The sequence below is a fragment of the Cyanobium sp. Cruz-8D1 genome (assembly GCF_024345975.1).
Taxonomy (GTDB): Bacteria; Cyanobacteriota; Cyanobacteriia; order PCC-6307; family Cyanobiaceae; genus Cyanobium.
This window is the reverse complement of record NZ_JAGQCD010000002.1, coordinates 181,190-205,235: the sequence shown is the minus strand read 5'-3', so window position 1 is coordinate 205,235 and position 24,046 is coordinate 181,190. Positions and strand designations below refer to the sequence as shown.

Annotated in this window: 35 protein-coding genes and 1 pseudogene; 20 read left to right on the top strand and 16 right to left on the bottom strand. The window is 67.8% G+C overall.

Annotated elements, in window-relative coordinates:
* Positions 1-21 precede the first annotated feature (21 nt).
* Positions 22-282, top strand: a complete 261-nt coding sequence (locus KBZ33_RS02545; protein WP_255011492.1) for a hypothetical protein — start codon at positions 22-24, stop codon at positions 280-282.
* Between the two features lie 25 nt (positions 283-307).
* Here KBZ33_RS02545 and KBZ33_RS02540 read toward each other — a convergent pair whose 3' ends face one another.
* Positions 308-520 (bottom strand): hypothetical protein, encoded by a 213-nt coding sequence (locus KBZ33_RS02540; RefSeq protein ID WP_254949863.1) that lies wholly within the window; start codon positions 518-520, stop codon positions 308-310.
* Between the two features lie 125 nt (positions 521-645).
* Between KBZ33_RS02540 and KBZ33_RS02535 the strand changes: the two genes are divergently transcribed.
* From KBZ33_RS02535 to KBZ33_RS02490, 10 genes are all read left to right on the top strand, one after another.
* Positions 646-1,563, top strand: coding sequence for a major capsid protein (locus KBZ33_RS02535; RefSeq protein WP_254949865.1), 918 nt, complete (start codon positions 646-648; stop codon positions 1,561-1,563).
* Between the two features lie 35 nt (positions 1,564-1,598).
* On the top strand, positions 1,599-2,036 hold the full coding sequence (locus tag KBZ33_RS02530; RefSeq protein ID WP_190546143.1) for a hypothetical protein: 438 nt from the start codon (positions 1,599-1,601) through the stop codon (positions 2,034-2,036).
* 2 nt (positions 2,037-2,038) lie between these two features.
* The gene (locus KBZ33_RS02525) at positions 2,039-2,536 is read left to right on the top strand and encodes a hypothetical protein (RefSeq protein ID WP_254949868.1); all 498 of its coding nucleotides are present in this window, start codon (positions 2,039-2,041) and stop codon (positions 2,534-2,536) included.
* Between the two features lie 18 nt (positions 2,537-2,554).
* Complete coding sequence (locus KBZ33_RS02520; RefSeq protein ID WP_254949870.1) at positions 2,555-3,331, top strand: hypothetical protein; 777 nt, start codon at positions 2,555-2,557, stop codon at positions 3,329-3,331.
* A 5-nt stretch (positions 3,332-3,336) separates the two neighbouring features.
* Complete coding sequence (locus KBZ33_RS02515; RefSeq protein ID WP_254949872.1) at positions 3,337-4,035, top strand: hypothetical protein; 699 nt, start codon at positions 3,337-3,339, stop codon at positions 4,033-4,035.
* A 102-nt stretch (positions 4,036-4,137) separates the two neighbouring features.
* Positions 4,138-4,524, top strand: a complete 387-nt coding sequence (locus tag KBZ33_RS02510) for a hypothetical protein (RefSeq protein ID WP_254949873.1) — start codon at positions 4,138-4,140, stop codon at positions 4,522-4,524.
* A gap of 234 nt (positions 4,525-4,758) precedes the next feature.
* Positions 4,759-6,003, top strand: a complete 1,245-nt coding sequence (locus tag KBZ33_RS21435; RefSeq protein ID WP_261362182.1) for a hypothetical protein — start codon at positions 4,759-4,761, stop codon at positions 6,001-6,003.
* A gap of 39 nt (positions 6,004-6,042) precedes the next feature.
* Complete coding sequence (locus KBZ33_RS02500) at positions 6,043-6,462, top strand: hypothetical protein (RefSeq protein ID WP_254949875.1); 420 nt, start codon at positions 6,043-6,045, stop codon at positions 6,460-6,462.
* A gap of 1 nt (position 6,463) precedes the next feature.
* Positions 6,464-7,342 (top strand): hypothetical protein, encoded by an 879-nt coding sequence (locus tag KBZ33_RS02495; protein WP_254949877.1) that lies wholly within the window; start codon positions 6,464-6,466, stop codon positions 7,340-7,342.
* Positions 7,339-8,577, top strand: coding sequence for a hypothetical protein (locus KBZ33_RS02490; protein ID WP_254949879.1), 1,239 nt, complete (start codon positions 7,339-7,341; stop codon positions 8,575-8,577). Before KBZ33_RS02495 ends, KBZ33_RS02490 begins: the two co-directional genes overlap by 4 nt.
* 215 nt (positions 8,578-8,792) lie before the next feature.
* Here the strand turns inward: KBZ33_RS02490 and KBZ33_RS02485 are convergent, their stop codons facing one another.
* Positions 8,793-9,107 (bottom strand): hypothetical protein, encoded by a 315-nt coding sequence (locus tag KBZ33_RS02485; protein WP_254949881.1) that lies wholly within the window; start codon positions 9,105-9,107, stop codon positions 8,793-8,795.
* Positions 9,108-9,240: 133 nt separating this feature from the next.
* Here KBZ33_RS02485 and KBZ33_RS02480 point away from each other — a divergent pair, with 133 nt between their 5' ends.
* Both KBZ33_RS02480 and KBZ33_RS02475 read left to right on the top strand, forming a co-directional pair.
* Positions 9,241-9,483 (top strand): hypothetical protein, encoded by a 243-nt coding sequence (locus tag KBZ33_RS02480; protein ID WP_255011489.1) that lies wholly within the window; start codon positions 9,241-9,243, stop codon positions 9,481-9,483.
* 159 nt (positions 9,484-9,642) lie between these two features.
* The gene (locus KBZ33_RS02475; RefSeq protein ID WP_254949883.1) at positions 9,643-9,870 is read left to right on the top strand and encodes a Nif11-like leader peptide family natural product precursor; all 228 of its coding nucleotides are present in this window, start codon (positions 9,643-9,645) and stop codon (positions 9,868-9,870) included.
* Positions 9,871-10,016: 146 nt separating this feature from the next.
* On the opposite strand, the gene KBZ33_RS02470 is transcribed toward KBZ33_RS02475, so the two are convergent.
* The 5 genes from KBZ33_RS02470 to KBZ33_RS02450 form a co-directional block, all read right to left on the bottom strand.
* Positions 10,017-10,187, bottom strand: coding sequence for a hypothetical protein (locus tag KBZ33_RS02470; protein ID WP_254949885.1), 171 nt, complete (start codon positions 10,185-10,187; stop codon positions 10,017-10,019).
* A 274-nt stretch (positions 10,188-10,461) separates the two neighbouring features.
* The gene (locus KBZ33_RS02465) at positions 10,462-10,767 is read right to left on the bottom strand and encodes a hypothetical protein (protein WP_254949887.1); all 306 of its coding nucleotides are present in this window, start codon (positions 10,765-10,767) and stop codon (positions 10,462-10,464) included.
* Positions 10,768-10,908: 141 nt separating this feature from the next.
* Entirely contained in the window at positions 10,909-11,634 is a 726-nt protein-coding gene (locus tag KBZ33_RS02460) for a hypothetical protein (RefSeq protein ID WP_254949889.1), read from the bottom strand.
* A 177-nt stretch (positions 11,635-11,811) separates the two neighbouring features.
* Positions 11,812-12,615 carry a hypothetical protein gene (locus KBZ33_RS02455; protein WP_254949891.1) on the bottom strand — a complete coding sequence of 268 codons (804 nt, stop codon included), beginning with the start codon at positions 12,613-12,615 and terminating at the stop codon, positions 11,812-11,814.
* Positions 12,612-12,893 carry a hypothetical protein gene (locus KBZ33_RS02450; protein ID WP_254949893.1) on the bottom strand — a complete coding sequence of 94 codons (282 nt, stop codon included), beginning with the start codon at positions 12,891-12,893 and terminating at the stop codon, positions 12,612-12,614. Before KBZ33_RS02450 ends, KBZ33_RS02455 begins: the two co-directional genes overlap by 4 nt.
* Positions 12,894-13,051: 158 nt before the next feature.
* Between KBZ33_RS02450 and KBZ33_RS02445 the strand changes: the two genes are divergently transcribed.
* On the top strand, positions 13,052-14,038 hold the full coding sequence (locus KBZ33_RS02445) for a hypothetical protein (protein WP_254949895.1): 987 nt from the start codon (positions 13,052-13,054) through the stop codon (positions 14,036-14,038).
* Between the two features lie 62 nt (positions 14,039-14,100).
* On the opposite strand, the gene KBZ33_RS02440 is transcribed toward KBZ33_RS02445, so the two are convergent.
* Positions 14,101-14,313 carry a hypothetical protein gene (locus tag KBZ33_RS02440; RefSeq protein WP_254949897.1) on the bottom strand — a complete coding sequence of 71 codons (213 nt, stop codon included), beginning with the start codon at positions 14,311-14,313 and terminating at the stop codon, positions 14,101-14,103.
* An 894-nt stretch (positions 14,314-15,207) separates the two neighbouring features.
* On the opposite strand from KBZ33_RS02440, the gene KBZ33_RS02435 reads away from it, so the two are divergent.
* Positions 15,208-15,711, top strand: a complete 504-nt coding sequence (locus KBZ33_RS02435) for a hypothetical protein (RefSeq protein ID WP_254949899.1) — start codon at positions 15,208-15,210, stop codon at positions 15,709-15,711.
* Positions 15,712-15,747: 36 nt separating this feature from the next.
* Here the strand turns inward: KBZ33_RS02435 and KBZ33_RS02430 are convergent, their stop codons facing one another.
* The 3 genes from KBZ33_RS02430 to KBZ33_RS02420 form a co-directional block, all read right to left on the bottom strand.
* Complete coding sequence (locus KBZ33_RS02430) at positions 15,748-16,764, bottom strand: RAD52 family DNA repair protein (RefSeq protein ID WP_254949902.1); 1,017 nt, start codon at positions 16,762-16,764, stop codon at positions 15,748-15,750.
* An 83-nt stretch (positions 16,765-16,847) separates the two neighbouring features.
* Positions 16,848-17,393: a siphovirus Gp157 family protein gene (locus KBZ33_RS02425; RefSeq protein ID WP_254949904.1), complete on the bottom strand. Its 546-nt coding sequence runs from the start codon at positions 17,391-17,393 to the stop codon at positions 16,848-16,850.
* A gap of 133 nt (positions 17,394-17,526) precedes the next feature.
* The gene (locus tag KBZ33_RS02420; protein WP_254949906.1) at positions 17,527-18,024 is read right to left on the bottom strand and encodes an SLOG family protein; all 498 of its coding nucleotides are present in this window, start codon (positions 18,022-18,024) and stop codon (positions 17,527-17,529) included.
* A 971-nt stretch (positions 18,025-18,995) separates the two neighbouring features.
* On the opposite strand from KBZ33_RS02420, the gene KBZ33_RS02415 reads away from it, so the two are divergent.
* The gene (locus tag KBZ33_RS02415; protein WP_255011486.1) at positions 18,996-19,250 is read left to right on the top strand and encodes a type II toxin-antitoxin system Phd/YefM family antitoxin; all 255 of its coding nucleotides are present in this window, start codon (positions 18,996-18,998) and stop codon (positions 19,248-19,250) included.
* A pseudogene (locus KBZ33_RS02410) lies at positions 19,240-19,431 on the top strand (type II toxin-antitoxin system RelE/ParE family toxin); the annotation flags it as partial. The gene KBZ33_RS02415 and the pseudogene KBZ33_RS02410, both read left to right, overlap by 11 nt.
* On the opposite strand, the gene KBZ33_RS21775 reads toward KBZ33_RS02410, so the two are convergent.
* Together KBZ33_RS21775 and KBZ33_RS02405 are read right to left on the bottom strand one after the other, a co-directional pair.
* Positions 19,378-19,965, bottom strand: a complete 588-nt coding sequence (locus KBZ33_RS21775; protein WP_396107795.1) for a type II toxin-antitoxin system VapC family toxin — start codon at positions 19,963-19,965, stop codon at positions 19,378-19,380. The pseudogene KBZ33_RS02410 and the gene KBZ33_RS21775 sit on opposite strands and share 54 nt — an antisense overlap.
* A gap of 10 nt (positions 19,966-19,975) precedes the next feature.
* Positions 19,976-20,689: a cysteine hydrolase family protein gene (locus tag KBZ33_RS02405; RefSeq protein WP_254949912.1), complete on the bottom strand. Its 714-nt coding sequence runs from the start codon at positions 20,687-20,689 to the stop codon at positions 19,976-19,978.
* A 50-nt stretch (positions 20,690-20,739) separates the two neighbouring features.
* On the opposite strand from KBZ33_RS02405, the gene KBZ33_RS02400 reads away from it, so the two are divergent.
* Complete coding sequence (locus tag KBZ33_RS02400; protein ID WP_255011483.1) at positions 20,740-22,047, top strand: glutamine synthetase; 1,308 nt, start codon at positions 20,740-20,742, stop codon at positions 22,045-22,047.
* On the opposite strand, the gene KBZ33_RS02395 is transcribed toward KBZ33_RS02400, so the two are convergent.
* Genes KBZ33_RS02395 through KBZ33_RS02385 form a run of 3 tightly spaced genes read right to left on the bottom strand, consistent with a single transcriptional unit; the run spans position 22,037 to position 23,086 of the window.
* The gene (locus KBZ33_RS02395; protein ID WP_254949915.1) at positions 22,037-22,435 is read right to left on the bottom strand and encodes a type II toxin-antitoxin system VapC family toxin; all 399 of its coding nucleotides are present in this window, start codon (positions 22,433-22,435) and stop codon (positions 22,037-22,039) included. The genes KBZ33_RS02400 and KBZ33_RS02395 overlap by 11 nt on opposite strands.
* Positions 22,435-22,671 (bottom strand): AbrB/MazE/SpoVT family DNA-binding domain-containing protein, encoded by a 237-nt coding sequence (locus tag KBZ33_RS02390; protein WP_254949917.1) that lies wholly within the window; start codon positions 22,669-22,671, stop codon positions 22,435-22,437. Before KBZ33_RS02390 ends, KBZ33_RS02395 begins: the two co-directional genes overlap by 1 nt.
* 46 nt (positions 22,672-22,717) lie before the next feature.
* Positions 22,718-23,086: a diguanylate cyclase gene (locus KBZ33_RS02385; protein ID WP_254949919.1), complete on the bottom strand. Its 369-nt coding sequence runs from the start codon at positions 23,084-23,086 to the stop codon at positions 22,718-22,720.
* Between the two features lie 173 nt (positions 23,087-23,259).
* On the opposite strand from KBZ33_RS02385, the gene KBZ33_RS02380 reads away from it, so the two are divergent.
* Both KBZ33_RS02380 and KBZ33_RS02375 read left to right on the top strand, forming a co-directional pair.
* Positions 23,260-23,679: an NUDIX domain-containing protein gene (locus tag KBZ33_RS02380; protein ID WP_254949922.1), complete on the top strand. Its 420-nt coding sequence runs from the start codon at positions 23,260-23,262 to the stop codon at positions 23,677-23,679.
* Between the two features lie 197 nt (positions 23,680-23,876).
* Positions 23,877-24,044: a hypothetical protein gene (locus tag KBZ33_RS02375; RefSeq protein WP_254949924.1), complete on the top strand. Its 168-nt coding sequence runs from the start codon at positions 23,877-23,879 to the stop codon at positions 24,042-24,044.
* Positions 24,045-24,046: the final 2 nt, after the last annotated feature.

Here is a 24,046-nt window from a genome sequence, read left to right as displayed (position 1 = left end):
GGGCAGCCAAAAGCTCTCGCTATGGCTGCTGACAATTCCGCGACAGATCGATCACCAGATCCCGCGAAAGAAGTCACATCGAGCGCTCCGCCGGCCGATCGGAAGCTCGCCCTGATCCGCTTTGCGGTGCGGGCCGTGCGGGTCACCGCCAGCACGATCGCCGTGGTGGCCCTGCTGCGGCAGCAATGGGTGGCGGCCGCTGCCTTCAGCGTGGCCTGGTTGCTGATCCTTGGCTCGCCCAGAGTGTTTCCCCTGCTGCAGGATCCCGCAGAGGCTCCATGAGCGGTGGGCATGGCCCGTTGGGCACTCAATCCAGCTGCGGGAGCAGGAGCAGGCGCAGATTCGCGCACAGGTGCGCTGCACCGGGCTGGAAGTCGTAGCGGCCGCCGCTGATCAGGGCCCCATGGGAAGTGGGCCAGCCCTGAGGCATCCGGCTGCCTGCAGGGACGCGACGCAGCAGGCGGGGCGGGCTGGTGGACCCTCCCTGGCGGGCTGCCGATGGGGTGTTGGGGTTGGTCATGGCCGCAGATGCGATGCCCCGATGCTCAGCACAAAACGCAAGACCGTAAGTATTTGTGCTCAGGCCCGGACGTTGGCAATAGCCGGTGACGTCAATTGGGGCCAGGCCCCGGGAGTGCAGCACCAATGGGCCTCACCCTGATCGAGGCAGCCAAGTACGAGAGCCGTCTGGAGCACCTGGCGGTGATCAAGACCTTTGCTGAGGGCGAACTGCTCAGCTGGCTGCCGTTCATGAACATCGCCGGCGGCGGCCTCTTCTATTCCGTCGAGAAGGAGCTCCCCTCGGTGGGCTTCCGCGCCGTGAACGAGGGCTACAAGCAGAGCTACGGCGTCGTTGATCCCCAATCAGAAGCGGTGCACCTCTTTGGCGGTGACGTGGATGTGGACCGCTCGATCGTTGACCTGCAGGGCCCCGAGGCCCGCGCCTCCCAGGTGGAGATGAAGGTGCGCTCGATGCGGTTGACGCTGGAGGCCGCCCTGGTCAATGGCGATGCCACCGCCAACCAGGGCAGGGGCTTTGACGGCCTAGCCAGGCGTCTCACCCCTGGAGCTGAGATGGCGCTGAACAACGGCGGCGGGCCCTTGGATTTCGACAAGCTCGATGAGCTGATCGATTCGGTCAACTCCTACGGCGGCATGAAGTACCTGGTGATGAGCAAGGCGATGCGCCGTCAGCTCAATGCCTTGGCTCGGGCCACCGTTGGTCAGGGCGTTTACAACGTCACCACCAACAACCTGGGGGTGATGGTGCACCACTACCAGGAGTGCCAGATCCTCACCGTCGACCGTGACGCCCAGGGCCTGGAAGTGCTGGGTTACGGCGAGGCCGGGGGCACCAGCTCGATCTACTGCTGCACCTTTGGCGACCAGGCCGTTACCGGTCTGCAGGGCCCGTTCCAGGGTCGTTATGGGATTTCGGTGCGGGACCTCGGTGAGGTGCCCGATGCGCCTGTGTTCCGCACCCGGATCGATTGGTACGTGGGCTTTGGCGTCATGCACCCCCGCGCTGCTGGCCGGCTGCACAGCATCGCCCCCATTTCCTGAGCTGCACCACACACACCTGATCTGGAGATCGCCCGATGACTCGCCTGAAAGCCAACGCCCTCCTCGATGCCGCCACGGTGCTGGTGGGCTGGACTAACCGCTCCGCCACCCGCGACACCGAGAAGGTGTTCACCAGCGGTGAGGTGGTCAAGCTGAACACCAAGCTCGATGCCGCCTCACAGTTCTCCCTGCTGGTGTCCCACCCCGGCCACAGCGCTGCGGTGACGGTGGTGCTGCACCTGGCCCCTGAACTCCGCGACGGAACCATGGGCACCTTCGTGCCCGTCGCCACCGTCGCCGTGCCTGCGGAAGGCGGCCGGGTGGAGGCCTACATCAGCGGCCACGACATCCTGCTGGACACGGCGGATGTGGATAACGCCGACCTGCCGGCGCTCTGCTTCGCCAAGGCTGTCGTCACCCCCTCAACGCCCGAGGGAATGGTCGTCGGCCTGACCGCCACCCTGCCGGCCTGAGCATGAACCCCTCACCCATGGTTGGTCAGGCGGCCCAGGGTCCGCTGCCGGCCGGGATGCTGCGTATCCGACAGGGCAGCCAGGAGCGCTACGTCTGGCCGGTGCATCTGCCGGGCTGGCTGGCACTCGGTTGGCGGGTTGCCGGGGTCGAGGCCACAGCCGGAGCCCCCTCAGGTGGGGTTTCCGCAGCAGAGCCGCCGGCACCGATCGCCGCGGCCGCTGGCGAACTCCTTGAGCAGGACGATGCAAAACCTGCAGCAACCCGCGGCCGGCGCGGGCGACGCCGCAAGGAAGAGCAAGAGCAGCCCCCTGTGGTCATTGAGGCCACGCCAGAACAGACCGGGACGATCGCTGAGGCGGGCGCGGCCGAAGCTGAGTCCCCGGTAGCCACTGATTTGGCACCGGAGCCAGGAACCGATTCAGGTGACGACTCCGCCGCAGATGGGGAGCTTGCGTTGACCGCCCTGCCTGATGACCTCTTCGACGACTCGTTGATCTGATCCCACCACCTGCTGGCCATGCCCTACCCCCTGCCCCAGCAACCCAGCACCGTGGGCGGCCAACGGGTACGGCTGCTTCCACCCATCGGCTGCCCGGGGGTGGAGCAGTGGGTGCTGCCGATGGAGTTCAGCCGCTGGGCCGAACTCGGCTACCGCAAGGGACCCATCCCGGCGGATGACCTGGAGTTGTTCTGGCTGCCGGCCGACAGCCGCTGGAACGAACCCATCGGTTCGGTCGCCATCGAGCTGCTGATCAACCCCCGCCAGACCATCCCCTCACCGATCTCGGTGACCTGGGGCGACGGCAGCAGCAATGTCGTCCCATGGCCGGCGATATCGCGCACAGCACCGCGCCTACGGCACGTCTACAGCCAGCGGGCGGATGTGACGGTGCAGGTGCAGCTGGGCATGCTCGTTGCCTCTCTCTCTGTTGCCCTGCTGGGTTGTCCGGTGCCGCCCCAGCAGCTCCTCAACAACCGCGATGGCGGCGGTGGAACAGGTGGTGTGATCCAGCCACTGATTCCCAGCGCCGGCATCAGCGGCGAGCCCTACGACGGCCGCCATGCCGTGGTCTGGCGCCTGCGGCTGCACCCGAACGGCGGTCTGGGCTTCATGCCGGACCCCAGCAGCGGTGAACCCGCCCTGGCGGTGGTGCAGGAATCAGGCGTCGGCAGCCGCGCCACCCGCTGGTACTCCGGCGATGGTCCACCGCCCACGACCTTGCAGCCTGCTCCGGCGGTGGGGGACTTCTACCTGGACCGCCTCAGCGGGCAGGTCTACGAACTCTCCGCCTGATCGCCGTGCCTGACACGAATAAGGGCCTGGCCGAGCGGGTGGAGGTGTTCACCCGCGCCACCAGCGATGCGCTGCAGAAAGCCGTCGGCGATGTGCTCGATGCCCGCAATCCCTGGCAGCTGCTCTATCGCCTCTCGCGCATCGTGCTGCTCGGGCTGGTGCTCTACACCGCCTGGCTGCTGATCACCCTGCAGCCGGACCTGGCCAAACGGTTCAGCACCACCCACCTGCAGACCCTGCAGGAGCAGGTAAGGGCGCATCAGGGGCAGGTGCAAACCCTGCTGCGCAGCGCGATCGAAAGCAGTGGCGATGGTCTCCACACCCTGGCGCTGCTGCAGTGGGAGGGCGGCGGCAGCGTGACCGTGCTGGCGGCCGATGGGCGCCATGGCCAGCTGGCTCTGACGCCGGGACAGCAACCGCTGCTGGGTGTGGAGATGGCCGAGGCGTTGGGCCACGCTGCCCTGGGCCTGTGCGCCAGCGATGAAGCCGGCGCTCTGCCGATGGCGGTGCGTTCGCCGGCAGGCAGCAACGGCGTGATCCTGGTCTGTCCTGTGGGTTGCAGCAGTGCAGGGCGCAGCCAGGGGCTACTGCTGGCGCTCTACGACCAAGAGCGGTCAGACACCCCTGGTGGCTTGCACCAGCGGCAGCAGAAGCAGTTGCAGCTGATCTCCCAGCGACTCGGCCAGCTCCTGGAGCAGCGCTGAGCGCAACTCCAAATTTGGCGTCGATTAGGAGTTCGCTTGGAGTTGGGGGAGCCCAGCCCGTGGGCAACTGGCAAAAGCCAGTGATGCCGCCATCTGTTCTCCATGCCCCTCTCCTGGCGTCAGTTGGCCTCGCTGCTCGGACCGCCAGGGCCGATGACACCGCTGGTGCTCTCGATGCCCAGCCCCCTGGTCAATGACCGGCGCCTCCTGCTGCGGGCACCCCAGGTCTTGACCATCAGCCGCGTCGATGCCGTGCTCACGGGCGGCACCAGCCCCAGCGTCTCCTTCTCGCTGCGCCATGGCGCCGATGTTTCCGCCACAGGCACAGCTGCCACGACAGATCCGATCACCGTCACCAGCACCACGACCGGCAGCGCAAGCACCATCTTTCAGAGCCCCACCATCCCCTCGGGTCACTGGCTATGGCTGCAGGTCACGGCGGCCTCCGGCAGCCCTCTGGGCCTGACGGTTTCGATCGAGCTGCAGTAAGGCCCCTGCCTTCCGGAAGGGAAGACAGGAGGCTGGGGCCGGGCTTGGGAAAGCTGGGGCGCGGGACTGCACGCGCCCAGCGTCGCCGGTCTGGATCAGCAGGTGGCTGGGGAGGCGCTGCCTGCGCCGGCAACACTCCACCTCTATTCGGACCCTGCCAGCCCTGGCCGTCCCCCGATGGGGACAATCCCGCTCCATGGCAATAGCCCGTGACGCAACACCCGTCTGGCTGCCATGGGGTCCTGGAATTCCACCGGTTCAATCCGCGGTCCTGAGGGGCCCGCTGGCCCGCAGGGTTCACCTGGTGTGCAGGGCAACCAGGGGCCTGCTGGCCCCCAGGGACCCCAGGGCCCGGCCGGTCTGCAGGGCCCCGAGGGTCCCGCTGGCCCTTCTGGTCCGGCTGGTCCGACCGGATCGCAGGGCATCCAAGGTCCAGCCGGCATCGGTATCAACTTCAAGGGCTCAGTGGCGGCGATCGCCAACCTGCCCGCCAATGCCGCCCAGGGCGATGCCTACTTGGTGCAGGCCGACGACTCGCTGCGGGTGTGGGACAGCGGCACCAGCAGCTGGGTGAATGGCGGCTCGATCCAGGGCCCGCAAGGCCCTGCGGGTGTGGCGGGCCCTGCTGGTGCGGCTGGCCCGCAGGGACCTGCTGGTCCCCAAGGTCCCCAGGGAATCCAGGGACCTGCCGGCATTGATGGGGCGATCGGTCCCCGCGGCACCGGCTGGTTCACCGGCAGCGGCGCTCCACCGCTGACCATCCCTGGTGCGGTCGATGGCGACCTCTACCTCGACCTGCTCACCGGCACCGTCTATCAGCTCGGCCCGATCCGCGTCGCCGATCTGCCGGCCATCGGCAGCTCCTTCCAGGGCGGCTTCTATGCCGGTCTGATCAGCCACACCGCCAACGGCGTGGCCAGCCATGCGCTGATCGTGGCGCCCAAGACGGCCGGCTCGCTGCTGAACGTGGCCTGGAAGAGCGCCAACACCACCAGCACCGGCACCACGAGTGTGTTTGACGGCTGGGCCAACAGCGAGGCGATGAACAACGCCAGCCATCCGGCGGCCCAGTTCTGCCGCTCGCTCACCATCGGCGGCTACGACGACTGGTACCTGCCGGCATCCCAGGAGTGGGATGTGCTGTATCGGGCCTTCAAGGCGGAGGCGACAGCTGCTGGCACCTACTCGGGGGCGGGCTTTGGCGCCAACCCCTATGCGGTGCCGGCGGGCGGGAACTACACCGACAGCAACCCGGCCCTCACCTCGGTGCTCGCTTTCCGCGCTGGTGGGGCGGAGACGCTCCGGCACTTCGACGAGAACGTCGGCGACGATCCCTTCTTCCACTGGACCTCCACCCAGGCCGCCAGTGGCACCGCCTACCTGCGGATGACCTACCTGGGTGATCAGTTCGCCGAGAGCAAGACGATCGCCTCAGGCACCCAGGTGCGGGCTATCCGCCGCATCCAGGTGCTGCCCTGATGCTCTGCCCCACCCTCTGCTGCTGATGGGAACCGGCTGATGGCCAACTGGCTGCCGCGCACCCAGGTCCCCGGCCAGTGGCTGAGCGTGAGCGCCACCACCACGCCCCTGCTGCCGGGCGCCAGCGCCCTGCTGGACCTACCTGGCCTGGGGCGGCTGGGCCATTTCTTCACCATCAGCACCGATGCACCGGCCTGGGTGAGCTTCTACAGCTCGGCGGTGGCGCGGGAGGCCGATGGCAGCCGCCCCCTCACCCAGGACCCGGCCCCGGGGAGCGGGGTGCTGCTCGATCTGGTCACCACGGCTTCTGCTCTGAACATCACCGCCCCACCAGGCGGCACCTACTTCTCAACCGAAACCGCTGCGGCGATGCCGCTGCTGCGGGCGCTGGTGCGCAACACCAGCACCGCCCAGGCCGCCATCGCCCTCACCGTCACCGCCGTCGTGTTGGCGCCCTGAGATGAGCCGCACCCTGATCGACATCAGCCGCCTCGGCACCGACACCACCTGGCCCTCGGTGGCCACCGAGGTGAACGGCTATCTGCAGAACTGGCTCACCGCCGCCAACGCCCAGGTGAGCCAACACCAGCTGCGCATCGCCACCGCCCCCAACCCCACGGCCACCGCCAGCGATCCCTGCGGCTGGCGGATCGAGGCGACCCTGTCGCAGCTCACCCCTGGTGGAGATCCGGCGGTGCTGCTGCTGGAGGTGTTCCTTACCGGCACCACCCTGCAGATCCGCCCTGGGATCGGCAACAGCGAGCCCTACGTGGGTGCCGATTCCCAGCAGGGCTGGGTGTATCCGGGCGCTGATGTCGGCACCAGCAGCGGGGCCTGGAGCACCACCCCGCTGCCGTTCAACGCGCAGGTGGGTTGGTCGCTGGCAGCGGGCGCTGAATACTTCGTGTTCGCCTACAGCCAGCACCGGTTCACCAACCGCCAGGCGGTGCCGCTGCTGATTGCCCGTGATCAGGTGTCCGGGCACTGGATCCTGGCGGCCTCGCCCCCCTCCACCAGCTTTGATGCGCTACGGGCGGTGAGCTGGAACGTCCGCTCGGGCCAGCCCTCAGGCTCCCGCACCCTGCTGCGTGAAAACTCCTTCGCCCCGATCCAGATCCGCCGGCCCGCTGAGTTGGTGATCGCCACCACCGACTGGAGCTACTACGAGAGCGCCAATGAACCGGCCCAGTTCTGGGAGCCGCTGCTGCTTCCCCCCGATTTCGCGGCAGTGAACCTCAGCAGCGGGGCGATGAGCTACTTCAAGCCGCCCGATGGCAGCGAGTGGCTGGCGATCGGCGGCCATGGCCTGCTGCTGCGCATCAAGGACGCACCCCCATGACCTATCAGGTGTTCTGCCAGAGCTTTGCGCCCGGCAGCTGGAAGTGGACCGGCAAGGACCCTGCTGGGGTCGGCCTGCAGCTTGACGCGGCTTTTCGGTCCTTTGCCGCCCTGGTGAACGCCCTCCCCGATAACGCCAGCACTCCCCTCTCGGTGGTGCGTTCCCACTCCGATGCGACCGCCAACCGCTGGGGTTACACCTGGCAGCTGGGCCATCCAGTGGAACCCGCCCACCTCTGGTTCCTCTCCGAAACCACAGGAGCCATCCCCCAGGGCGATACCCAGAGCAGCAGCAGCGCCGCGTTCGGCAGTGCGCTGGCCAGCACCTTCTCGAACAACACCAGCAACGGCGGCTACGGCACCTACAGCGACTCCAGCGCCAACAGCACCGGGTTGGCCTATGTCGACAGCACCCTCACCGGGGCCACCGCCATCGGCGCGATCCTGCTGATTGCCCAGGACACCACCCCCGGCCAGGAGTTCTTCTGCTGGGCCCTCAAGACCCATGGCGGCAACGACGAGCTTCATCGCGACAGCTGCCATGCCCTCTACAAGAGCCCTGGCTCGACGGGCTGGAACTCGATCGCCGTCTTCCCCCGCACCAGCAAGCAGTTCTACGGGCAGGTCGTGCTGCACGGCTATTCGGGCAACCGCTTTGGCGGTCTTCCCTCGGCGATCGGCTCGAGCATTACCGCCAACGGCCACCAGCTGCGCAGCGGCATCGCCCTGGGTCATTACGACTTCGTGCTCCAGCCCCAGGGCCTGTTCGATTCCCCGCCGCCGCTGATCCAGCTGCCGGCGCCGCTGTTCATCGGCTCCACCTCGATCCGCGGCGCCAGCACCCATTTCGGCAAGGTGACCCGGCCCGATGGGGTGATGCTGCAACTGGGGCAACGCTCCAGCGAGCGGGATGTGTGGCTGTGGGTGCCAGCGGGCACCGGCCACAACCAGGCCAGCCCCTGGAGCTCCGCCCTGGCCCTGAGCCACTGGCGGGAATGCAACGAGCTGCACTTCATCAGCGGCCTGCCGCCCCAGGGCCTGCAGCTGATCACCGGCACGGCGGACTTCATCCGCCACTTCCCGCCGATGAGCGCCATGGGCACCCGCCAACACCCGCAGCAGGGACCACTGCTCAGCAACAACCCTGGCGGAGGTGGGGGTACTGGCGGCGGCGAGGGTGGCACCGGAGGTTCCCCTCGACCCACTGCAGGGCTGCTCTGGCCCAGGGGGGTGTGAGGTCTGGGTTCAGCGCCCCAGCGTCCAGTGGATGTCCTTGAGCAGCAGCAGGTGCAACGGATCGGTGGGCGAACGCTCGAACTCCGGCATCAGGTACTCGTATCTGTGCCTGTTGTGTCCACCCGAGTTCTCCCTGCAGGCGCAGCCTGTCGCGTGCGGGCGGGAAGAAGGGGGGGCGAGCGATGACGGGGATCTGCAGGCCATCCGCCAGGCCCCTACCGGGCCCGCACCAACCTGCCGCGCACCTGCTCCCGCTCCGAGCGCCTAGCTGGCAGGGGTGATCCGCGCAGGATGGCTTCAATTCGCTCCACCAGGTATTTAGGCACCATCCCGCCTGCTACCCGCTCACGGGGCAGCAGGAAGCCACCAGCCAGCGGATTCCACTGGGCAGATTGCTGATGCAACAGCCGGCCGCCCTTGCCGCTTTTCTCAAAGCGCACCAGGGACCCTTGATCGGGGCAGGCATGGAGGGTGACGCGCCAGCGGATCCCGCTCTGGAGCACATCGTGGAGAACCTGGACCTGGGCCATGGCCGTAGCGGCGGAGGACCCGACCCAGAGGCGGCGCCGCGCAAGGGCTGGCCAGAACCCTTTGCAATCAGATCCACCGGGCAAACAGGGCCTGTGGCGGCCAGCTCGTGGAACCCTTGCGCGGCGCCGCAGCATGGGAAGGGCCGGCGGCGTCTTGATCGGCTACCACCAGACCATGGCAACGTTCCTGCGCCCACCGGACATGCTCGTGAGCCTGGCGTACGACATCGGCCCTGATGCCACACCCGACCAGGCCCAGCGACTGTTTGATGCCTTGGTCAGGCGGGGCCTGCTGCGGCCGTGGGAGCACGGCTTCTGGGAGTTGGCGGCGCTCACGGAGGACGAACTCCGCGCAATTATTGAGGTGACGATCTGAGATTGACGACAGCCGCCGACAGCTCACCACCGATCCCGTCCATCGACCACGAATCACCGCTGAGGTGAGTCGGCATCTGGGCAGTGGTGCAATGTGCTCCGCGGAACCTGGTTCCAGCCCCCTTCTCACGCCATCGTGCAGGAAACTGGAGGCACGCGCATGAGCTGGTCTGATCTGGAGCGGTTGGTGACTGATGCAGAAACCAGCAAGGACCTCAAGCAGACCCTGAGCCAGTGCCGCAGCCGCCAGGAGCTGCTGCAGACCGCACGCCAGCTGGGCTATCGGCTCACCCGAGCTGACCTGGACAACGCCTGGCTTGAGCACCACAACGCCTCTGCAGTGAACGGAGCCGGTGCTGCTGATCGCTGGGCAGCGGCCAGCAGCTGAGCATCTGCATCTGGGCCCACTGCTCCTGGCCGTCGATTGATTGGGCCGCAACCTTGAAGTCCCCGAGCGGGAGCGAGTGGGTGGAAGGAGGCGGGCTTGGGATGACAGGAAGGCAGCACCACGGCTGCCTTGAGCTGGGCATGGCGCTAGACGGCCCAGCGCAGGGGCTGCTCTTCCCAGGCTTCCTCTGGGCAGATCAGATCCCAGCAGCAGGCGATTGGCTGCGGCAGGGAGAACAGGCTGAGCTGCCGGGCTACCTGATCGGCCTTGCGCTGCCTGGTGCTGCTGGAGCGGAGCAGGGTGGAGGTGGTTTGCATCGCAGGAAGGAGAAAAAACGCCCCCACTCGCGCCCATAAAGCCGCTGGGTAAAGGCCGCCAGCAGGGCGCTCGCCTTGGCCTTGACGCTGCGGCGCTGCCAGCCCAGGACTTGCTCTGGGTGCTGGCCCTTGGGCGAACCATCGGGGATGTGCTCTCCCCTGCGGTGCACCACGGCTGACCCTCAACTCCAGCAATCCAACAGGGTGAAAAAGCCGGGATTAGGCCCCCGGCCGGGCCTGAGCCTTTGGCTCCTGAGCCTGGGGCTCCTGGGCCTTAGGCCAGGGCGTGCCGCTTGGATTCGCGCTCGCAGCGCAGCACCAGCAACTCATGCTGAGCTAGCAGCCGCTGATCGAGCTCCTCCACCCGCACCAGACACTCGCGGATGGCGGGCAGCACTTCCTCTTCCAGGCGGGTGATCTCTTCTTCTCCATAGGGCTGCTCGCTCCAGGTGCGGCGCAGCGGCAACCCGCGCCGCAGCATCAGCACCACCTCGATGGAACGGAGGGTGGATTCGAGCAGCAGGAAGGGATCTTCTGCTGGCCGGCAGAACGGTGAGGCAGCAGCAGAGCGGGTGGCCATGAAATCGGCGCCAGGTCTGGCGCAGCGACGGGACCGATCCCAGCGGAGGTCCGACGTCAGGAGGGCCTCAAACTGGAGAGGACCGGAGCAAGACCCAGAGGGTCGAGCCCCACAGGGGCTGGCTCCAGAGGGGCAAACCCCTCAGCTGCAGTGGGCCGCTGCGGCCGCCGCCCGGGGGCCATGGGCGGGAAAGGTGATCACAAACGGCCGATCGGCTTGGGCGCAGAGGGGGATGCCAAAGCGGCCGCCGCAGCTGATGCACTGGACTTTGCGGCCGCCTCTCCCCCGGCGGCTGGCGGGGCAGGCCACAAAGCGCACGCCCTCGTGGCGAAACACCGCCGGCGCATCGGACGGCACCACGCAGACCGCCGGGAGACCCTGGCGCACCATGGCTGCTGCCAAGGAGCGGGACTCGGTGGAGGCATTGACCACCAGCCCCTTGGCGGCTGCCTGCCGCACAGCGGCTTGATTCTCTGGACTCATCGGGAAGTGGGTGAATGACCAGGCCGCCCGCAGATGCCGGGTGGCCCGAGCCAGCTGCAGCAACAGGGCCTGATCGATGCGCAGCGGATCGGCCGGATCGGGCCATTGATCTCCGGCCACGCAATGGCGGAACAGGATCCCGGCCGGCAGCGCCAGCACCTGCTTGATGAAGGCCGCCGCCGGCAGGCCGCTCTCGCCCCGGCTGAGCCGATCCCAGTGCAGCCGGGTGTGGAAGCCAGCTTCGGCGTAGCAGCCCTGATCCCCGGCGAGGGGGCAGGAGGAGGGGCAGGTGAGCCGGCTGGTGCTGGAGACAGCGATCGGGCCGGTTTTGCCGTTGTCAGACGGGAAGGACAGGGAGGCACGGTGGGACTGGGCAGCAGCCACAGGAGGGGGTGACGCAGGACCCGCCCTGCAGCCGCGCCGCCAGGCAAGGGCCAGCCACCAGCGAATGGCGGAGCGCAGCGGAGCCCAACGTCCAGCCCGGCTGGCTGGTGAAACCCTTGCCCAGGCGCGGAGCATGGAAGGGCCTGCGGCACCGACCTCAAAGCGCAGTCGATCGCCTCAGCGGAAGCTGTCCACCACCACCGCCCAGCCCTTGCCTGCGGCATAGCGATAGGTACCGCCGCCGATGGGCTCCACCATCCAGCGCTTGCCGAAGTTGAGGCGGGAGAACCGCAGGCCCACGCCGTTGGCGTTGAGGGTGGTGCCGTGGATCAGATCGGGCTCCCCCCAGGGGTCGTTGACCAGCACATGGGTGGGGGTGTGTCCGTAGACGATCAGCCAGTGCCCCGAGCCGGTGGGCCGATCAACCGGGCCGCGGTGGATGTAGCCGCAGGGGACAGGGATGCCGCGGTTGATCTGCCGCTCAATCAGCTGGAAGTCAGCGGTCTGCACTAGCCGGGCCGTGATGCCGAAATGGGCCAGGGCACGCAGCTGGGCGTTGGCATCGGTGGTGTCGCCAAAGCGCTGCACCACCGCCAGGTAGTGGTCGTCGCCATTGGCGCCCTGGAGCGTGCCGGGCTTGATGGCTTCCAGGAGCATGGCGCAGCTGGAGGAGAAGCAGGTGCGGTCCCGCTGGGCCAGCTGGGCGGAATCGCGCTGACTGAACCGGGGTACACCCACCAGCGGGTTGGGATGACGCAGAACGGCAGGAGCATGCGCCTGTGCCGGCGCCTTGGGCTCCACCGCGGCCTTCCACAGATCCCGCAGCTCACTGCCCTCAGCCAGGGCCTCGGGCTCGTGCTGCACCAACAGGTCCAGCACCGCCTGCAGCCAGGCCCGGTGATGGCTCTTGGTGGGGTCGTAGTGGCTGACGTAATTCCTGGTGGGGATCGGAGGCTTCCCCTGCTTGGTGGTTTTGCTCATGGCTGCCACCGCTCCAGCTCCTCCGGCGTGGCCCCTTCCAGCCAGGCCGCGAAGGCCTCATCGCCTATCTGCCCCACGGCATGATCCGATGCGGTCCGTAGGTCGAACAGGGCAAACAGCGGCCCCAGGTCTTCAGTGGCCCAGCTCTCGCCGGTGAGGGCCTCCAGCTTCTGGCGCACCACCTGCTCGAGCTCGGCGCCGGAGCAGCGCTGCAGCAGCCCCGGCAGCAGGGGATCGAGCTGGCGAAACAGCATTGGACGGGAGGACGACTTTTTCATCGGTGAATCCTCATTGACCTGAAATGTCCATTCTTCAGCTTCAAAGTTGAGCCTCCTCTTTATCTCAAAGTCTCCTTCTGCAAGTCAAACAGCGGCTCCAACGGCATCACATCCAGTAACCCCTGCACCGCCACCTGCAAGCCGCCACTACCTGGCTGATGAGCCCTCTGACGCCTGAATCGATCCGTGCCAGCAAGGCGAACTTGCCGCCGATCGGCTCGGTGATCACAAAACTGCGCCGCCAGGACCTTTACATCCAGCAGGAGCAGCACCGCTACCGCTCCCCGCGGGGCTTTCAGCACTGGGCCAATCACCTGGCCTTTGCAGCAATGATCGAGGCGACCCTGCAGTTCATCGATGAGCTGGAAGATCCGATCGGCTTCTGGGCTGCTACCACCTGCCGCTGGGCCCGGATTGTGGAGGCGCCGCCCCGTTTCCTGGCGCCGGAGCTGACAGAAGCTTTCCGCCGCACCCCCTCGCCCCACCTCGATGAGGAGCTGCCGCAGGTGCTGCCCTGCTTCCGGTTGATGCTTCCAGACGGGGCCCTATTCACAGAAGACGGGGTGCCGATCCCGGTGGTGATCGTGGCTGACCTGCGGGTGATGGCCAACTGGCTGCCGCCTATGGCCCATCGCATTAGCGGCATCAGCTGCGTTGGTCTGGCCCTCGATGGCAGCTGCTACCTCACCCGCCACTCCTTTGCCCAAATCGGTGAGCGCCAACCCACCGAGGAAGACATGAGCCATCCGGCCTGGCAGTGGGATGAGCAGGCGGTGCATAGCACCAACCAGCGCATGGAGGACCTGGCAATCAACGCCCTGCTGGTGCAGCTCTACCAGCCGGAACTGCTTACCACCGGCCCGGCCGCCAAGATGCCAAGCGGCAAGGGTTTCTCCGCTGGCAGTGCCGACGACACCGGCGCCGTGAAGCCCCAGGGCCCGGTGTGGATCGGCAAGGACTTCCGGCTTGATCGCACCACCAGGGCGCCTTCACCGGGCAGCCCGAGCGGCGCCAGCGCCAGCGCCCCGCGCCGACCCCACTGGCGCCGAGGCCACTGGCACACCGTGTTGCACGGCGAGAAACGTCAGAGCCGCCGGATGCAGTGGTTTCAACCGGTGTATGTGGGGCTCAGTAGCGCAAATTGACCCGTACGCGAACCAGGCCCCCACCGGAGAAAGCCCGGCGGGGATGCCGCCGGGCGAGCACCTCAGAGCACCCGCACCCTCGCCTGAGGCCCGAGCACCCTCTGCTGATTGGAGGCCAGGATCAGGGCTTCATCGCGGGGCACGTAGTGCGGCGCTGCTGAGATGTGCCCCTCGCGATCGAGGAAGAGCACCCGCAGGAGCTCACCGGCAGCCCCGAGGAGCTGCACGGAGATGATGCGAATCGGACAGGCGAGGCTGAGAGGAGTGGCGGCCATGGCTGTGCTGGCGAACGACACCGCCGTCAAGCCCCGGCGCAGCCTGCGTTGCGCAAGGGGCGCGAAGCGAAGCGCAGCGACTCGCGTCAGCCCTTGCGCGGCGCGCAAGCCGGGGCAGGCCGGGTGGCGTGATCGCCAGCGCCATGGCCCTGCAATCCATCAATCCGATGCCTTCTCGCTATGGGCCGGAGCCGCCTTTTGGACTGCGCCAAACCGGCGAATCGATGCAGTTCCTGCATTGAAACAGCGTTGACGGGGAAGCAAAATGCGAGCTCCGGCAGCCATGCAGACAGTTTCCTGATTGTCACAGCGTCGCAAAGCTGGTCTAGCTGGACAATTTTAAGATCCCTTGCGCTGCAATGGATCTCGGGTTTTGGGGTTATTTTTGGTTATACGGGCCCGTGGTGCCTAGCCTTATGAACTCTCGTAACACGTAACCACAAGAGGCGATTCTAAGCACACCCGCCAAATTCCTGTAACACCTCGCAACATTCCCTGGCCTGCTACCACTGGTGGTGGCATGGCCCCGTTGCGCACCCCAGTGGTGGTGCCAAACTGTCTTCACTCCGAAAGGGGCTGGCTTCACTCGGTCTTCCGGTCTGGGAGCCCTGGGTTTTTCCAAAAGGAAAGGCCCAGGGGCTACTACCTCCCTGAGCCAACCCTTGAGGGGTGCTCCTTCGTCAAGAGCTGCCTAATGGTGACTCATCAGAAGCCGGACAGCGAGTCCGGCGTTCACAACTCGTCAATGGCCTATGGCGCCTTGACAGTTCCTGCATCGAGCTGCTCGATGTGTCCAGTGGCTGGCTTGGAGGGCTGCTCCAGCGCGTCTGTTCTGCGCTCGGCCGCTCCAGAAAGGGGGTGGCTGTGACGCCTGACCCCCAGCCGACCCGCTGTTTGCTGCACAAGGTCGAGGCGTTCGGCGTCTCAGCTACGGGTGATCCCTATGCCGATGTGACGCTGATCCATCCTCAGGGGAAGACTCTCTCCGCTCAGGCCTTCAGCAGTTGCTTTGGCGACCTGAATCAGCTCCATGCCTTCGAGGGTGCTGAGGTCAACCTGCAGGTGACTCCCACGGGGCTACAGCTCCGGCCGATTGCTGAGCAGGTCATCCCTGATCCGGATGCCTCAGCCGATACGGGACGTGACCAAGGCCTGCCAGAAGATCGGTCTGTCTTGAGTCCCGACTCCGTCTTCTTCCCCCCCGAGACAGACCCTGTCGCGATGCCCTTCCCCTCGGGCACCTGCACGACGCCAACCGTTCAAGAAGTAGCGGCGACTGTGGCCCGCCTGGCCCGGGACTTTGAGCTGCCTACTGTCATGTGGGTCCACCTGCCGATTCGGCGTGACCGCTCCTCGGACAGGCGTCGGTGCCCGCCGGAGCACAACGCACCCCTCTGAGGCTAGGCGATCTGATGCGGCCGAAGCAATCGTGGACTACTCCTCTACCTGCTCGTACTGGACAAGGAAGGCCTCGATCCAGTCGTGGTGGCACTTCTGGCTGATCCGATCGGCGATAGTCACCGCGGTGTCGGGCACCTGGAACCGCTTGCGGAACGCCCGGGTGAGGCTTTCCAGCAGGGGCCTGGGAAGGGCCCGCAGGGTGCTGTGGAGCTGCTGGATCGTCTCGGCATCAAGGGCCACGAGGCTCGCCTCGGACGGAGCTGATGGCGCTGGGGTCGGTGCCGTTACCTGGGTGCGCGCTTCTCCCTGGGCAGCGGTGCTGGGAGCGGGTGCGGCAGGCGCCGGCCGGCTTACAGAAGACCGCTGCCCGCCGGGCCGCTGAAGCCCTGCCGTCTCTCCATGGCTTTGACCTTGGCCCGCCGCACTACTGACCTGTCGCTGCGCCTTGTCATACAAGGCGAGGCCAAACGGATTCCCGAAGGTCATCAGGGCCCGCTTCATCGCGTCAGTCTCGGCTTCTTTGAGGGCGGACTCATGGGCCTGGCCCAGGTCCACATCGATGCCGTGGCCGGCGCCGCTGCCCTCCCGGATCAAAGGAGGCCGGCCACCTGCTGAGACGGTGACGCGCACGCGGGCGGTGTAGGTGACGCCCCAGCCAGGCTTCTGGTCCCTACCGATCGAGCGCTCAGCCTGGGCGACGCAGCGCATGGCGATGGTCTGCCGTTGCCAGCCGTCAAAACCAAAGATGCGGTTCGCCTCAGCCACGGCGAACCAGCCCTCGACGTAGGCGACCTTCCCGCGGCCCTGCTCCCGCTGGCGGACGTTGGCCCGATCAAGGGGGGCGGCAAGGGCAGCGTGCTGCTCGGGGGAGAAGCCGCTGGGCAGTGCCTGGTGGGCCTGCGGAGCCGGGGCGGATGTTGGAGGCGCTGCCTCGTGGAGGTCAGTAGAGCGGATCAGCTCCAGTGCCGATGAAGGCCTCTGGACGGGACGAGGAGCAGCGGGCCGGCTGGTGGTGCTGGCCCCGTTGGCAGAAGGAACGGTGACGTTCATGGCGATGAGCGGCGATGGTGTGAGGAGGGAAGCGGGCCCCGGCTGCACCACCGGAAGCCCACTTGCGAGGAGGCTCTGCCCCCTCAGTGGATGCGCCAGGAGCGGCGGGAGACCAGCTGGGCCCCGGGGATGAGGTGGCCGGCTTTGAGGGCTTCTTTGATGGCGGCCTTGTCGGGCTGGCTGGTGGTCTTGAGGGTGAGCCAATCGGAGGGGAGGGCGTCCTCGTCGCCGATCTCGACCGCCTGGGACTTGCGGGAAGTCAGCTCGTGATTGGGGAACGAGAAGCGATTGGCGGTGGGCTGCAGGCGGGTGAGCACCAGGACGAGCGAGTCCTCGAGGGCATCGGCCCGGGAGGCATCGGAGCGGGACAGCTCGGTGAGCCGCTTGGCCTGCTGCTGGCGGTAGGCGGCCTGGCCGCGCAGGTGCTCGATCACCCAGCAGGTGGCATCGGCTTTGGCAGCCAGGGCCTGTTTGTTGCCTTCTTCCGCAAGGAGGGCGGCCTCCAGCTCGGCGAGGGCCTGGGCGCGGGTGTCGTCGTCGGCTTCCAGCTGCTGGGCCAGCTGGCCGATGGCCGTGGTGAGCTCCTGGGCCTCGATGCCCAGCTGCCAAAGGGAGCTTGAGCGCTGCAAGGAACAGGCGGGGCCAGCTGCATCCGCAGCAACGTGAACGGGCGCCGTGGCAGCAGCGGTGGGGGTGGGGGTAAGAACGGGCATGACGGTGAAATGGGAATGGGAACGGAGGCGCCTAATGGCGCGGAAGGCTTCAGGGGCAAGAGACAGCAGTGGGCTTGGCCCAACGGCCCGCTGATGGGCTGACTTCCACCACGGCGATCGGCACCGGCGCACGGGAAACCATGCGGCGGGCTTCGCTCACCAACGAGGCCGTGCCAGGTCCGCCGGGGAAAGCCACCACCAGCACGGAGGTGGAGACCCCAGGGGAGGTGTGGGCCTCGGCCCTGGCCACAGCCAGCTCAAGCAGCTCCCGGTTGCGGATCGGCCCGGCGGCCCGGCCATGGCGCCGCCACTCGGCAGGCAGGACCAGCGCCGACCAGCCCAGCTGATGGGCCGCGCGGGCGATGGCGGCATCGGCACCGCGGGCCCCGCCGTGGAGCAGCAGATGGACCAGCCGGCCACCGCTGCGGGCCAGCAGCTCAGCGGCAATGCGCTGATGGGACCAGGCCAGATCACGGCCGCCGCCGGCCGCGATCACAAGGGAGCGACCGGCAGCGATGACGGACCTGGATGAAGTACAGAAAGCCATGGAATCAGTTGCCGTGGGTGACAACTGATCGGGGCATCACGGCCGCTCAGACTTATGCGGCGGTGATGGCGAGATCAGGGGATGAGGTTGCCGCCGGCGATGGGCTTAGGGCCTTTGGCGCAGACTCTATCCTACCAGAACACTTGCACTATCAACTCAGCAAAAGCCAGCTGCAGACTGGAATATGGCCCAATCTCCTTGGAGCGCCGCTGAGCCAGATCCTCCCGCTCGGCCATCAGCCTGAGCCAGGACATTCCGGCTCTTCAGCAACATCAATTGGCATCAGAAAACCCCTGGCACCGCAGTCGCGGGAGACACCTTCAGCCCCACACCCACGCCCGGAGGGCAGCGGAGGGCGGCGGAGGGCGGCGGCGGCTGTCTGACGTCAGCCACGGCACCGCCGTGGCAAGTTCAGGACGGCCGCCGCTGACCGAAGCGTCTTGCCAGCGCAGCCAGGCCGCGATGCCATAGCGGTCACGCGCGCCGGCTGAACAGCAGGCAGCTGGTCCGAGAGATGGCTGCCTAGACGGGGCGACACCAGCAGCAACTACCCACCCAGCTCAGTCACCACATCCGCTAGTGGCCTGTCATCGAGCTCGTTGCGCAGTAAGAAAGCCCTCTATTGGCCCCGCTGCGGAGCAGGGGCAAAATCTGCGGCCACACGTCTCTGGCGTCTCAATCCCGTCTTGGCGGCTGTTTGAAGGCGACCCTCAAGAAGGCTGCGGCTTCGCAAGCAAAGGGGCAAAAATGGCGAACCTTCTCACATACCTTCTCACATGCCCAGCATTGCCAACTTAGAGAGTCAGTTCTCGCAAGGCTTTTGCCCTAGTTAAATCCTTGCCTTACAAGCAGGATGTCGCTGGTTCGAAACCGGCATCGGGCATCACACTGGCTGCGTCAGACATCCGGGGACCTGCTCCGAGACCTGTTGCGGGACCTAAAGTGGGTCCACGAGCTGGTCGTAAGAGTTGATGGCCCATCGCATGCTGGCCGAGATCGCTGTGAGCATCTCGGAACTCAAGAAAAATCCGATGGCCACGGTGGCGGCTGGCGAGGGGCTGCCGGTGGCCGTTCTGAACCGCAACGAACCGGCGTTCTACTGCGTGCCCGCCAAGGCCTATGAGGATCTGATGGACCTGGTCGAAGACCTGGGGCTCAACCGCATCGCCGACACGCGACTGGCGGATGGGCAGGAACCGGTGCGCGTGACCATGGATGGGCTATGAGCTGGCCTTCCACCCCGAGGCCCTTCGCGAGTGGCACAAGCTGGCTGCAGAGATCCGGGAGACGTTCAAGAAGAAGCTGGCTGAACGGCTGATCCAGCCCCGCATCCCCGCCAGCAAGCTGCGGGGCTCAAGCGATCGCTACAAGATCAAGCTCCGCGCCGCTGGATTCCGCCTGGTCTATGAGGTGCGGGACCAGCAGTTGCTCGTGCTGGTGATTGCGATCGGCAAACGGGACCGCCAGGCCGTCTATCGGCAGGCTTGTTAAAGGAAGTGCCGGTTCCCTTGAATCCGCCGTTGCCTTATTCAAGCCATGGCGCCAGGAGCGCGGTGGCGCGCTGAGCAGCCGCAGGCCCTCCAGCTGGGCCTGCACCACCAGCAGACGATCGAAGACGAAGTCTTCCGCGCAGCGGTGGGGGTCGCGGTGGATCCAGGGCAGGTGCTGCACCGCCAGCGCGTGCTCGGCGCGGACAGGGAGTTCGCGGAATCCCTGCCCCAGCAGGCCCAGGCGCAGGGCGGCGGCCTCCACCTGGAAGTCGGCCCGGCCCAGGGACGATTTGATCGCCACCTCCCACAGGCTCATGACGCTGAGCACCAAAGGCTGGGCCGGATCCGCCAGCAGGCTCGCCGTCCCGGCCGGCAGCCGGCTTGGTTCGATCGCCCACCGGAGCAGCAGCTGGGTGTCGACCAGCAGGGGCTGGGGTTCGCTGGGGGGCACGGCGGGCAGATCAACCGAACAGGGCGTCGATCTCGTCGGCGAAATCAGCCTTGAGATCGGCTCCCACTTCCGCGGAGTCCCCCAGGACGCCGCCCCGGCGGGGTTCGCCGCTTGCGGCTAAGTCCATGGCCGCCACGAACTCCCCACAGCTGATCTGCTCGCCATAGCCGGCGAAGCATTCCAGGGCAGCGGCATGGCGCTCAAGGGTCACCGCCAGGCAGGCGTCGTGGACACAGACGACGCGGTAGCCGCGGTCGGCGGCGTCCTTCACGGTGTGGTCAATGCATTGGTCGGTGAGCAGGCCGATCACCACCAGCGTCCGGATACCCAGGTTGCGCAGCAGGTAGTCGAGGCTGGTGGAGCTGAAGGGCGAGGAGGAGCTTTTGGCTAGCACCAGCTCATCGGCCAGGGGCGCCAGCTCGGCGATCACCTCGGCGGCGCGGCTGCCGGGCGGGAAGCCCATGCCGCAGCGCGTGTAGTCAAAGCTGCGGTCGCGGCCGTCGGCGGTGAGGTTGGCGATCACGGTATGGATCACCTCCAGAGCGCCGCGGCGGGCCGCCGCCAGCACCCGCTGGGCGTTCGGCAGGGTGGTGGCGCGGAAGCGGCGATCGAAGTCCGCATCCGGCCGGGGCTGGGCGTCACCGCAGGTGCCCTGCTGCAGATCCACCAGCAGCAGCGCGGTGCCACCGGGGTCCAGCCACTCGGCGGGAGAGCACGACGCCATGCAGGCTCCGGCGATCCGTTCAATCATTGCGGCAGACGCTCGCTGGGCCCGTGTCCATTCCCCCCGCCCCCATGGCCGCGGCACTGGCTGCGCAGGGGATCCGCTGGGTGGCGATCACCTGGGTGAACCACGCCGGGGCGCCGCTGGTGAAGGTGGTGCCCCTGGCCGGTTTCGAGGCGGCGGCGGCAGTGGGCGTGGGCTTCTCACCGGTGGCCGATGCCTTCGGCGCCGACGGCGGCATCGCTGCCACCCATCGCCTGGCCCGGCCCGACGGCGACCTGCGCCTGCGGGCGGATGCGGCGGCCCTGGCGCCGCTGGAGCCGGCCAGCGGCTGGGCCTGGGCGCCGGGGGAGCGCTTCGAGCGCAGTGGCGAGCCCTATGTGGGCGACCAGCGCCACCTGTGCCGTCGCCAGATGGAGCAGCTGCAGCGCGCCGGGGTGGAACTGCGGGCCGGCTTCGAGCTGGAGTGGCTGGTGGCCAGCCCCGCTGCCGATGGCACGCCGGGTCCGGCGATCCCCGGGGGGGCCTACGGGGCCGATCGGCTGGTGGAGGGCCTCGACTACGCCACGGCCCTGCTCGAGGCCCTGGAGGCGGCCGGCCTGCCCTGGCTGCAGTTCCACCCGGAGTACGGCGCCAGCCAGTTCGAGCTGTCGCTGGCGCCGGGAACGGCCCTGGAGGCCGCCGACCGGCTGGTGCAGGCGAAGTTGCTGATCCAACGGCTGACGCGCCGCTTCGGCTGGCGCTGCAGCTTCAGCCCCAAGCCCAGCCTGGAGCGGGTGGGCAACGGCGGCCACCTGCACCTGAGCGTCCGTCGCGACGGGGCGGCGCTGCTGGAGGGCGGCGACGGCGAGGGGGGCCTGGGCGCGGCGGGGGCCGGGGTGCTGGCGGCCCTGCTGGCGGAGCTGCCGGCCCTGCTGGCCCTGGCCTGCCCCCTGGCGGTGTCGTACCGGCGGCTGGCCCCGGGGTCGTGGTCGGCCCCGTTCCAGGTGTGGGGCGTGGAGAACCGGGAAGCGGCCCTGCGCCTCGTGCCCGCCGCGGCCGATGGCGCCCCGGCCCACCTGGAGCTGAAGGTGGCGGACCTGGCCGCCAACCCCTACCTGCTGCTGGGGGCCCTGCAGGCCGCTCCTGCCCGCCAGCCTGGCGCAGGCCTCGGCCGCCTTCACCGCCAGCGGCCTGCTGCGCCGGGCCCTGGGGGAAGCGCTGCACGGCTCCCTGTGCGACAGCCAGGCGGCGGAGGTGCGGCGGGCCGCGGGCTGCAGCGAGGCGCAGCTGACCGCCGCCGCGGCCTGGTGGCCGGTGGTGGGGGGGATCGGCTGAAGGCCGACAACCCCGTCGTGGTCGCGAGGCTCAGGGGCTGATCAGATCCAAGCCCGGGAACGCCTGCCGGTAGCGGCGCTGATCCCTGGTAAGCAACGGCAGGCGCTCCACCAGAGCATGGGCGCCGATCAGGAAATCCGGCAGGATCGAGCGCTGCTCTCCGCCCCGGCTGCGGTACTCCGCATGGGCCCGGGCGGCCAGGAAAGCCGCCTCCCGTGGCATGGACCGGTACTCGAAAAGATGGGGAGGCAGCAGCTCGTCCACCGACTCGATCGTCTCGCAGGCAAAGGCGATTTCGCCATACACGCTGGCGTTGATCGCCACCGGTCCGCGGTCCAACCAGTGACGGAGCTGATGGGCGCTCCAGCCACTCCAGCGGGGATCGTCCGTGGCGACGTCCAGGATCACGTTGGAGTCGACCAGCACCATCAGCCGGCGTCTCCCCGGGTGAGGGCCAGCAATTCATCGGTGCTGAGCCGGGTGCGCAGCCGTGCCTGGCGCAGCCGCTGGATCGCCTCGGCCCCGGGCTCCTGCTGCTCAGGGGCCTTCTCCAGCAGCACGCGCCCCTCCTCGACACGGAAGACCACCTCGGTGTGGGGCAGAAGGCCGCACTGGCGCCGGATGTCCTGAGGGATGGTCACCTGGCCTTTGGAGGTGATCCGCATGGGCGTGCCCGCAGCCAAGAGCTGGTAAGAATATTACTGGCGCCCCTCAGCTCGCCACCAGCACCCGGTTCCGCCCCGCAGCCTTGGCGGCGTAGAGCGCGCTCTCCAGCTTGAGCAGGGGCCGCGCGCCCTCGGTGTCCACCCCGGGCAGCACACCCCGCATGGCCGTGGCCGCCTCGCGCAGCACCGCATCGCCTGCCGCGTGGCCCCAGCCGTCGTTGATGGCCTTGAAATGGTCGATGTCGAGCATGGCGCCCACCACCGGCCGGCCGTCGCGCGCGGCGGCGGCGAGGGCCGCGGCGGCCAGCTCGACCTCCAGCACGTCGCGCTGGCGCAGCGCACCCCGCGCGGCCAGCGCACAGAGCAGGGCCGTGGCGCCGCGCAGCACGAAAAAGGCGAGGTCGGCGGCGGTCAAAGGCTCAGGATCTCGGTCACCGGTGGCACCGGCGCTTCAGGGGTGTCGCCCAGGAAAGTAGGGGCGGATGGACGACGCGTCATTCGTGGCGAGCTTGCTCCGCCGGCATGGGCGCCCGTCCCTGGCCAGAATCGCCCCAACGACCGCCCCCGCTCCATGGCGCCCCTCCACCCATGACCTTCGCGGTGGCGCTGGCGATGCTGGAGCGGGAGGGCCAGTGGCTGCTGCAGCTGCGGGACGACATCGAGGGCATCGTCCATCCGGGCTGCTGGGGCCTGTTCGGCGGCCACCTCGATCCGGGGGAGCGACCGGAGCAGGCGATCCTGCGCGAACTGCAGGAGGAGATCAGCTGGGGGGCGCCGCCGTTGCCGCTCTGGTTTGAGCATCACGATGCCCAGCTCAGCGCCTACTACTTCCAAGGCCCCCTCACGGTCCCCCTGGCGGCCCTGCAGCTGAACGAGGGGCAGGACATGGTGCTGGCCGGCTTCGAGGCGCTGCGAAGCGGCCAGATCTGGAGCCCCAGGCGGAGGCAGTGGCGCAGCCTGGCGCCCTCCCTGGAGCGAGCCGTGCGAAGGCTTGGAACAAAGAGCTGAAAAATCCGCTGGGACGACGTCTCCTTACCGTCGTGCCTCCGGCGGCCATGGCCTCTCCTCTCCACCGCCAGGATCAGCCTCGTCAACGGTCAGCAGCTGGCCGATCCGATCGCCCGCCATTGGACCCAGCTCCCCGGTGAGCTCCGGGATCGTCTTTGGCCCAGCAGAATGACGGCCCTCTTGCCCCCCCTGATCCCATGCCCGCGCGCTCGCGCCGCAAGACTCCAGGGCCCAGCAAGACCATGCCCGCCAAGGCCGCGTCAGGCGGCCTGCGCCCACGCCTGCAGATCCTGGCGGGGTTCCTGTTGCCGCTGCTGGTGCTGAGCCTCTGGCTCAATTCCCGTGGCTTCTTCGGCAGCCCCTGAGC

Excerpts from the sequence above, each read along its gene's own strand:
- KBZ33_RS02545 (WP_255011492.1), top strand. The coding sequence starts at position 22 with ATGGCTGCTGACAATTCCGCGACAGATCGATCACCAGATCCCGCGAAA.
- KBZ33_RS02540 (WP_254949863.1), bottom strand. The coding sequence starts at position 520 with ATGACCAACCCCAACACCCCATCGGCAGCCCGCCAGGGAGGGTCCACC.
- KBZ33_RS02535 (WP_254949865.1), top strand. The coding sequence starts at position 646 with ATGGGCCTCACCCTGATCGAGGCAGCCAAGTACGAGAGCCGTCTGGAG.
- KBZ33_RS02530 (WP_190546143.1), top strand. The coding sequence starts at position 1,599 with ATGACTCGCCTGAAAGCCAACGCCCTCCTCGATGCCGCCACGGTGCTG.
- KBZ33_RS02525 (WP_254949868.1), top strand. The coding sequence starts at position 2,039 with ATGAACCCCTCACCCATGGTTGGTCAGGCGGCCCAGGGTCCGCTGCCG.
- KBZ33_RS02520 (WP_254949870.1), top strand. The coding sequence starts at position 2,555 with ATGCCCTACCCCCTGCCCCAGCAACCCAGCACCGTGGGCGGCCAACGG.
- KBZ33_RS02510 (WP_254949873.1), top strand. The coding sequence starts at position 4,138 with ATGCCCCTCTCCTGGCGTCAGTTGGCCTCGCTGCTCGGACCGCCAGGG.
- KBZ33_RS21435 (WP_261362182.1), top strand. The coding sequence starts at position 4,759 with ATGGGGTCCTGGAATTCCACCGGTTCAATCCGCGGTCCTGAGGGGCCC.
- KBZ33_RS02500 (WP_254949875.1), top strand. The coding sequence starts at position 6,043 with ATGGCCAACTGGCTGCCGCGCACCCAGGTCCCCGGCCAGTGGCTGAGC.
- KBZ33_RS02495 (WP_254949877.1), top strand. The coding sequence starts at position 6,464 with ATGAGCCGCACCCTGATCGACATCAGCCGCCTCGGCACCGACACCACC.
- KBZ33_RS02490 (WP_254949879.1), top strand. The coding sequence starts at position 7,339 with ATGACCTATCAGGTGTTCTGCCAGAGCTTTGCGCCCGGCAGCTGGAAG.
- KBZ33_RS02485 (WP_254949881.1), bottom strand. The coding sequence starts at position 9,107 with ATGGCCCAGGTCCAGGTTCTCCACGATGTGCTCCAGAGCGGGATCCGC.
- KBZ33_RS02480 (WP_255011489.1), top strand. The coding sequence starts at position 9,241 with ATGGGAAGGGCCGGCGGCGTCTTGATCGGCTACCACCAGACCATGGCA.
- KBZ33_RS02475 (WP_254949883.1), top strand. The coding sequence starts at position 9,643 with ATGAGCTGGTCTGATCTGGAGCGGTTGGTGACTGATGCAGAAACCAGC.
- KBZ33_RS02470 (WP_254949885.1), bottom strand. The coding sequence starts at position 10,187 with ATGCAAACCACCTCCACCCTGCTCCGCTCCAGCAGCACCAGGCAGCGC.
- KBZ33_RS02465 (WP_254949887.1), bottom strand. The coding sequence starts at position 10,767 with ATGGCCACCCGCTCTGCTGCTGCCTCACCGTTCTGCCGGCCAGCAGAA.
- KBZ33_RS02455 (WP_254949891.1), bottom strand. The coding sequence starts at position 12,615 with ATGAGCAAAACCACCAAGCAGGGGAAGCCTCCGATCCCCACCAGGAAT.
- KBZ33_RS02450 (WP_254949893.1), bottom strand. The coding sequence starts at position 12,893 with ATGAAAAAGTCGTCCTCCCGTCCAATGCTGTTTCGCCAGCTCGATCCC.
- KBZ33_RS02445 (WP_254949895.1), top strand. The coding sequence starts at position 13,052 with ATGAGCCCTCTGACGCCTGAATCGATCCGTGCCAGCAAGGCGAACTTG.
- KBZ33_RS02440 (WP_254949897.1), bottom strand. The coding sequence starts at position 14,313 with ATGGCCGCCACTCCTCTCAGCCTCGCCTGTCCGATTCGCATCATCTCC.
- KBZ33_RS02430 (WP_254949902.1), bottom strand. The coding sequence starts at position 16,764 with ATGAACGTCACCGTTCCTTCTGCCAACGGGGCCAGCACCACCAGCCGG.
- KBZ33_RS02420 (WP_254949906.1), bottom strand. The coding sequence starts at position 18,024 with ATGGCTTTCTGTACTTCATCCAGGTCCGTCATCGCTGCCGGTCGCTCC.
- KBZ33_RS02415 (WP_255011486.1), top strand. The coding sequence starts at position 18,996 with ATGGCCCATCGCATGCTGGCCGAGATCGCTGTGAGCATCTCGGAACTC.
- KBZ33_RS02405 (WP_254949912.1), bottom strand. The coding sequence starts at position 20,689 with ATGGCGTCGTGCTCTCCCGCCGAGTGGCTGGACCCCGGTGGCACCGCG.
- KBZ33_RS02395 (WP_254949915.1), bottom strand. The coding sequence starts at position 22,435 with ATGGTGCTGGTCGACTCCAACGTGATCCTGGACGTCGCCACGGACGAT.
- KBZ33_RS02390 (WP_254949917.1), bottom strand. The coding sequence starts at position 22,671 with ATGCGGATCACCTCCAAAGGCCAGGTGACCATCCCTCAGGACATCCGG.
- KBZ33_RS02380 (WP_254949922.1), top strand. The coding sequence starts at position 23,260 with ATGACCTTCGCGGTGGCGCTGGCGATGCTGGAGCGGGAGGGCCAGTGG.
- KBZ33_RS02375 (WP_254949924.1), top strand. The coding sequence starts at position 23,877 with ATGCCCGCGCGCTCGCGCCGCAAGACTCCAGGGCCCAGCAAGACCATG.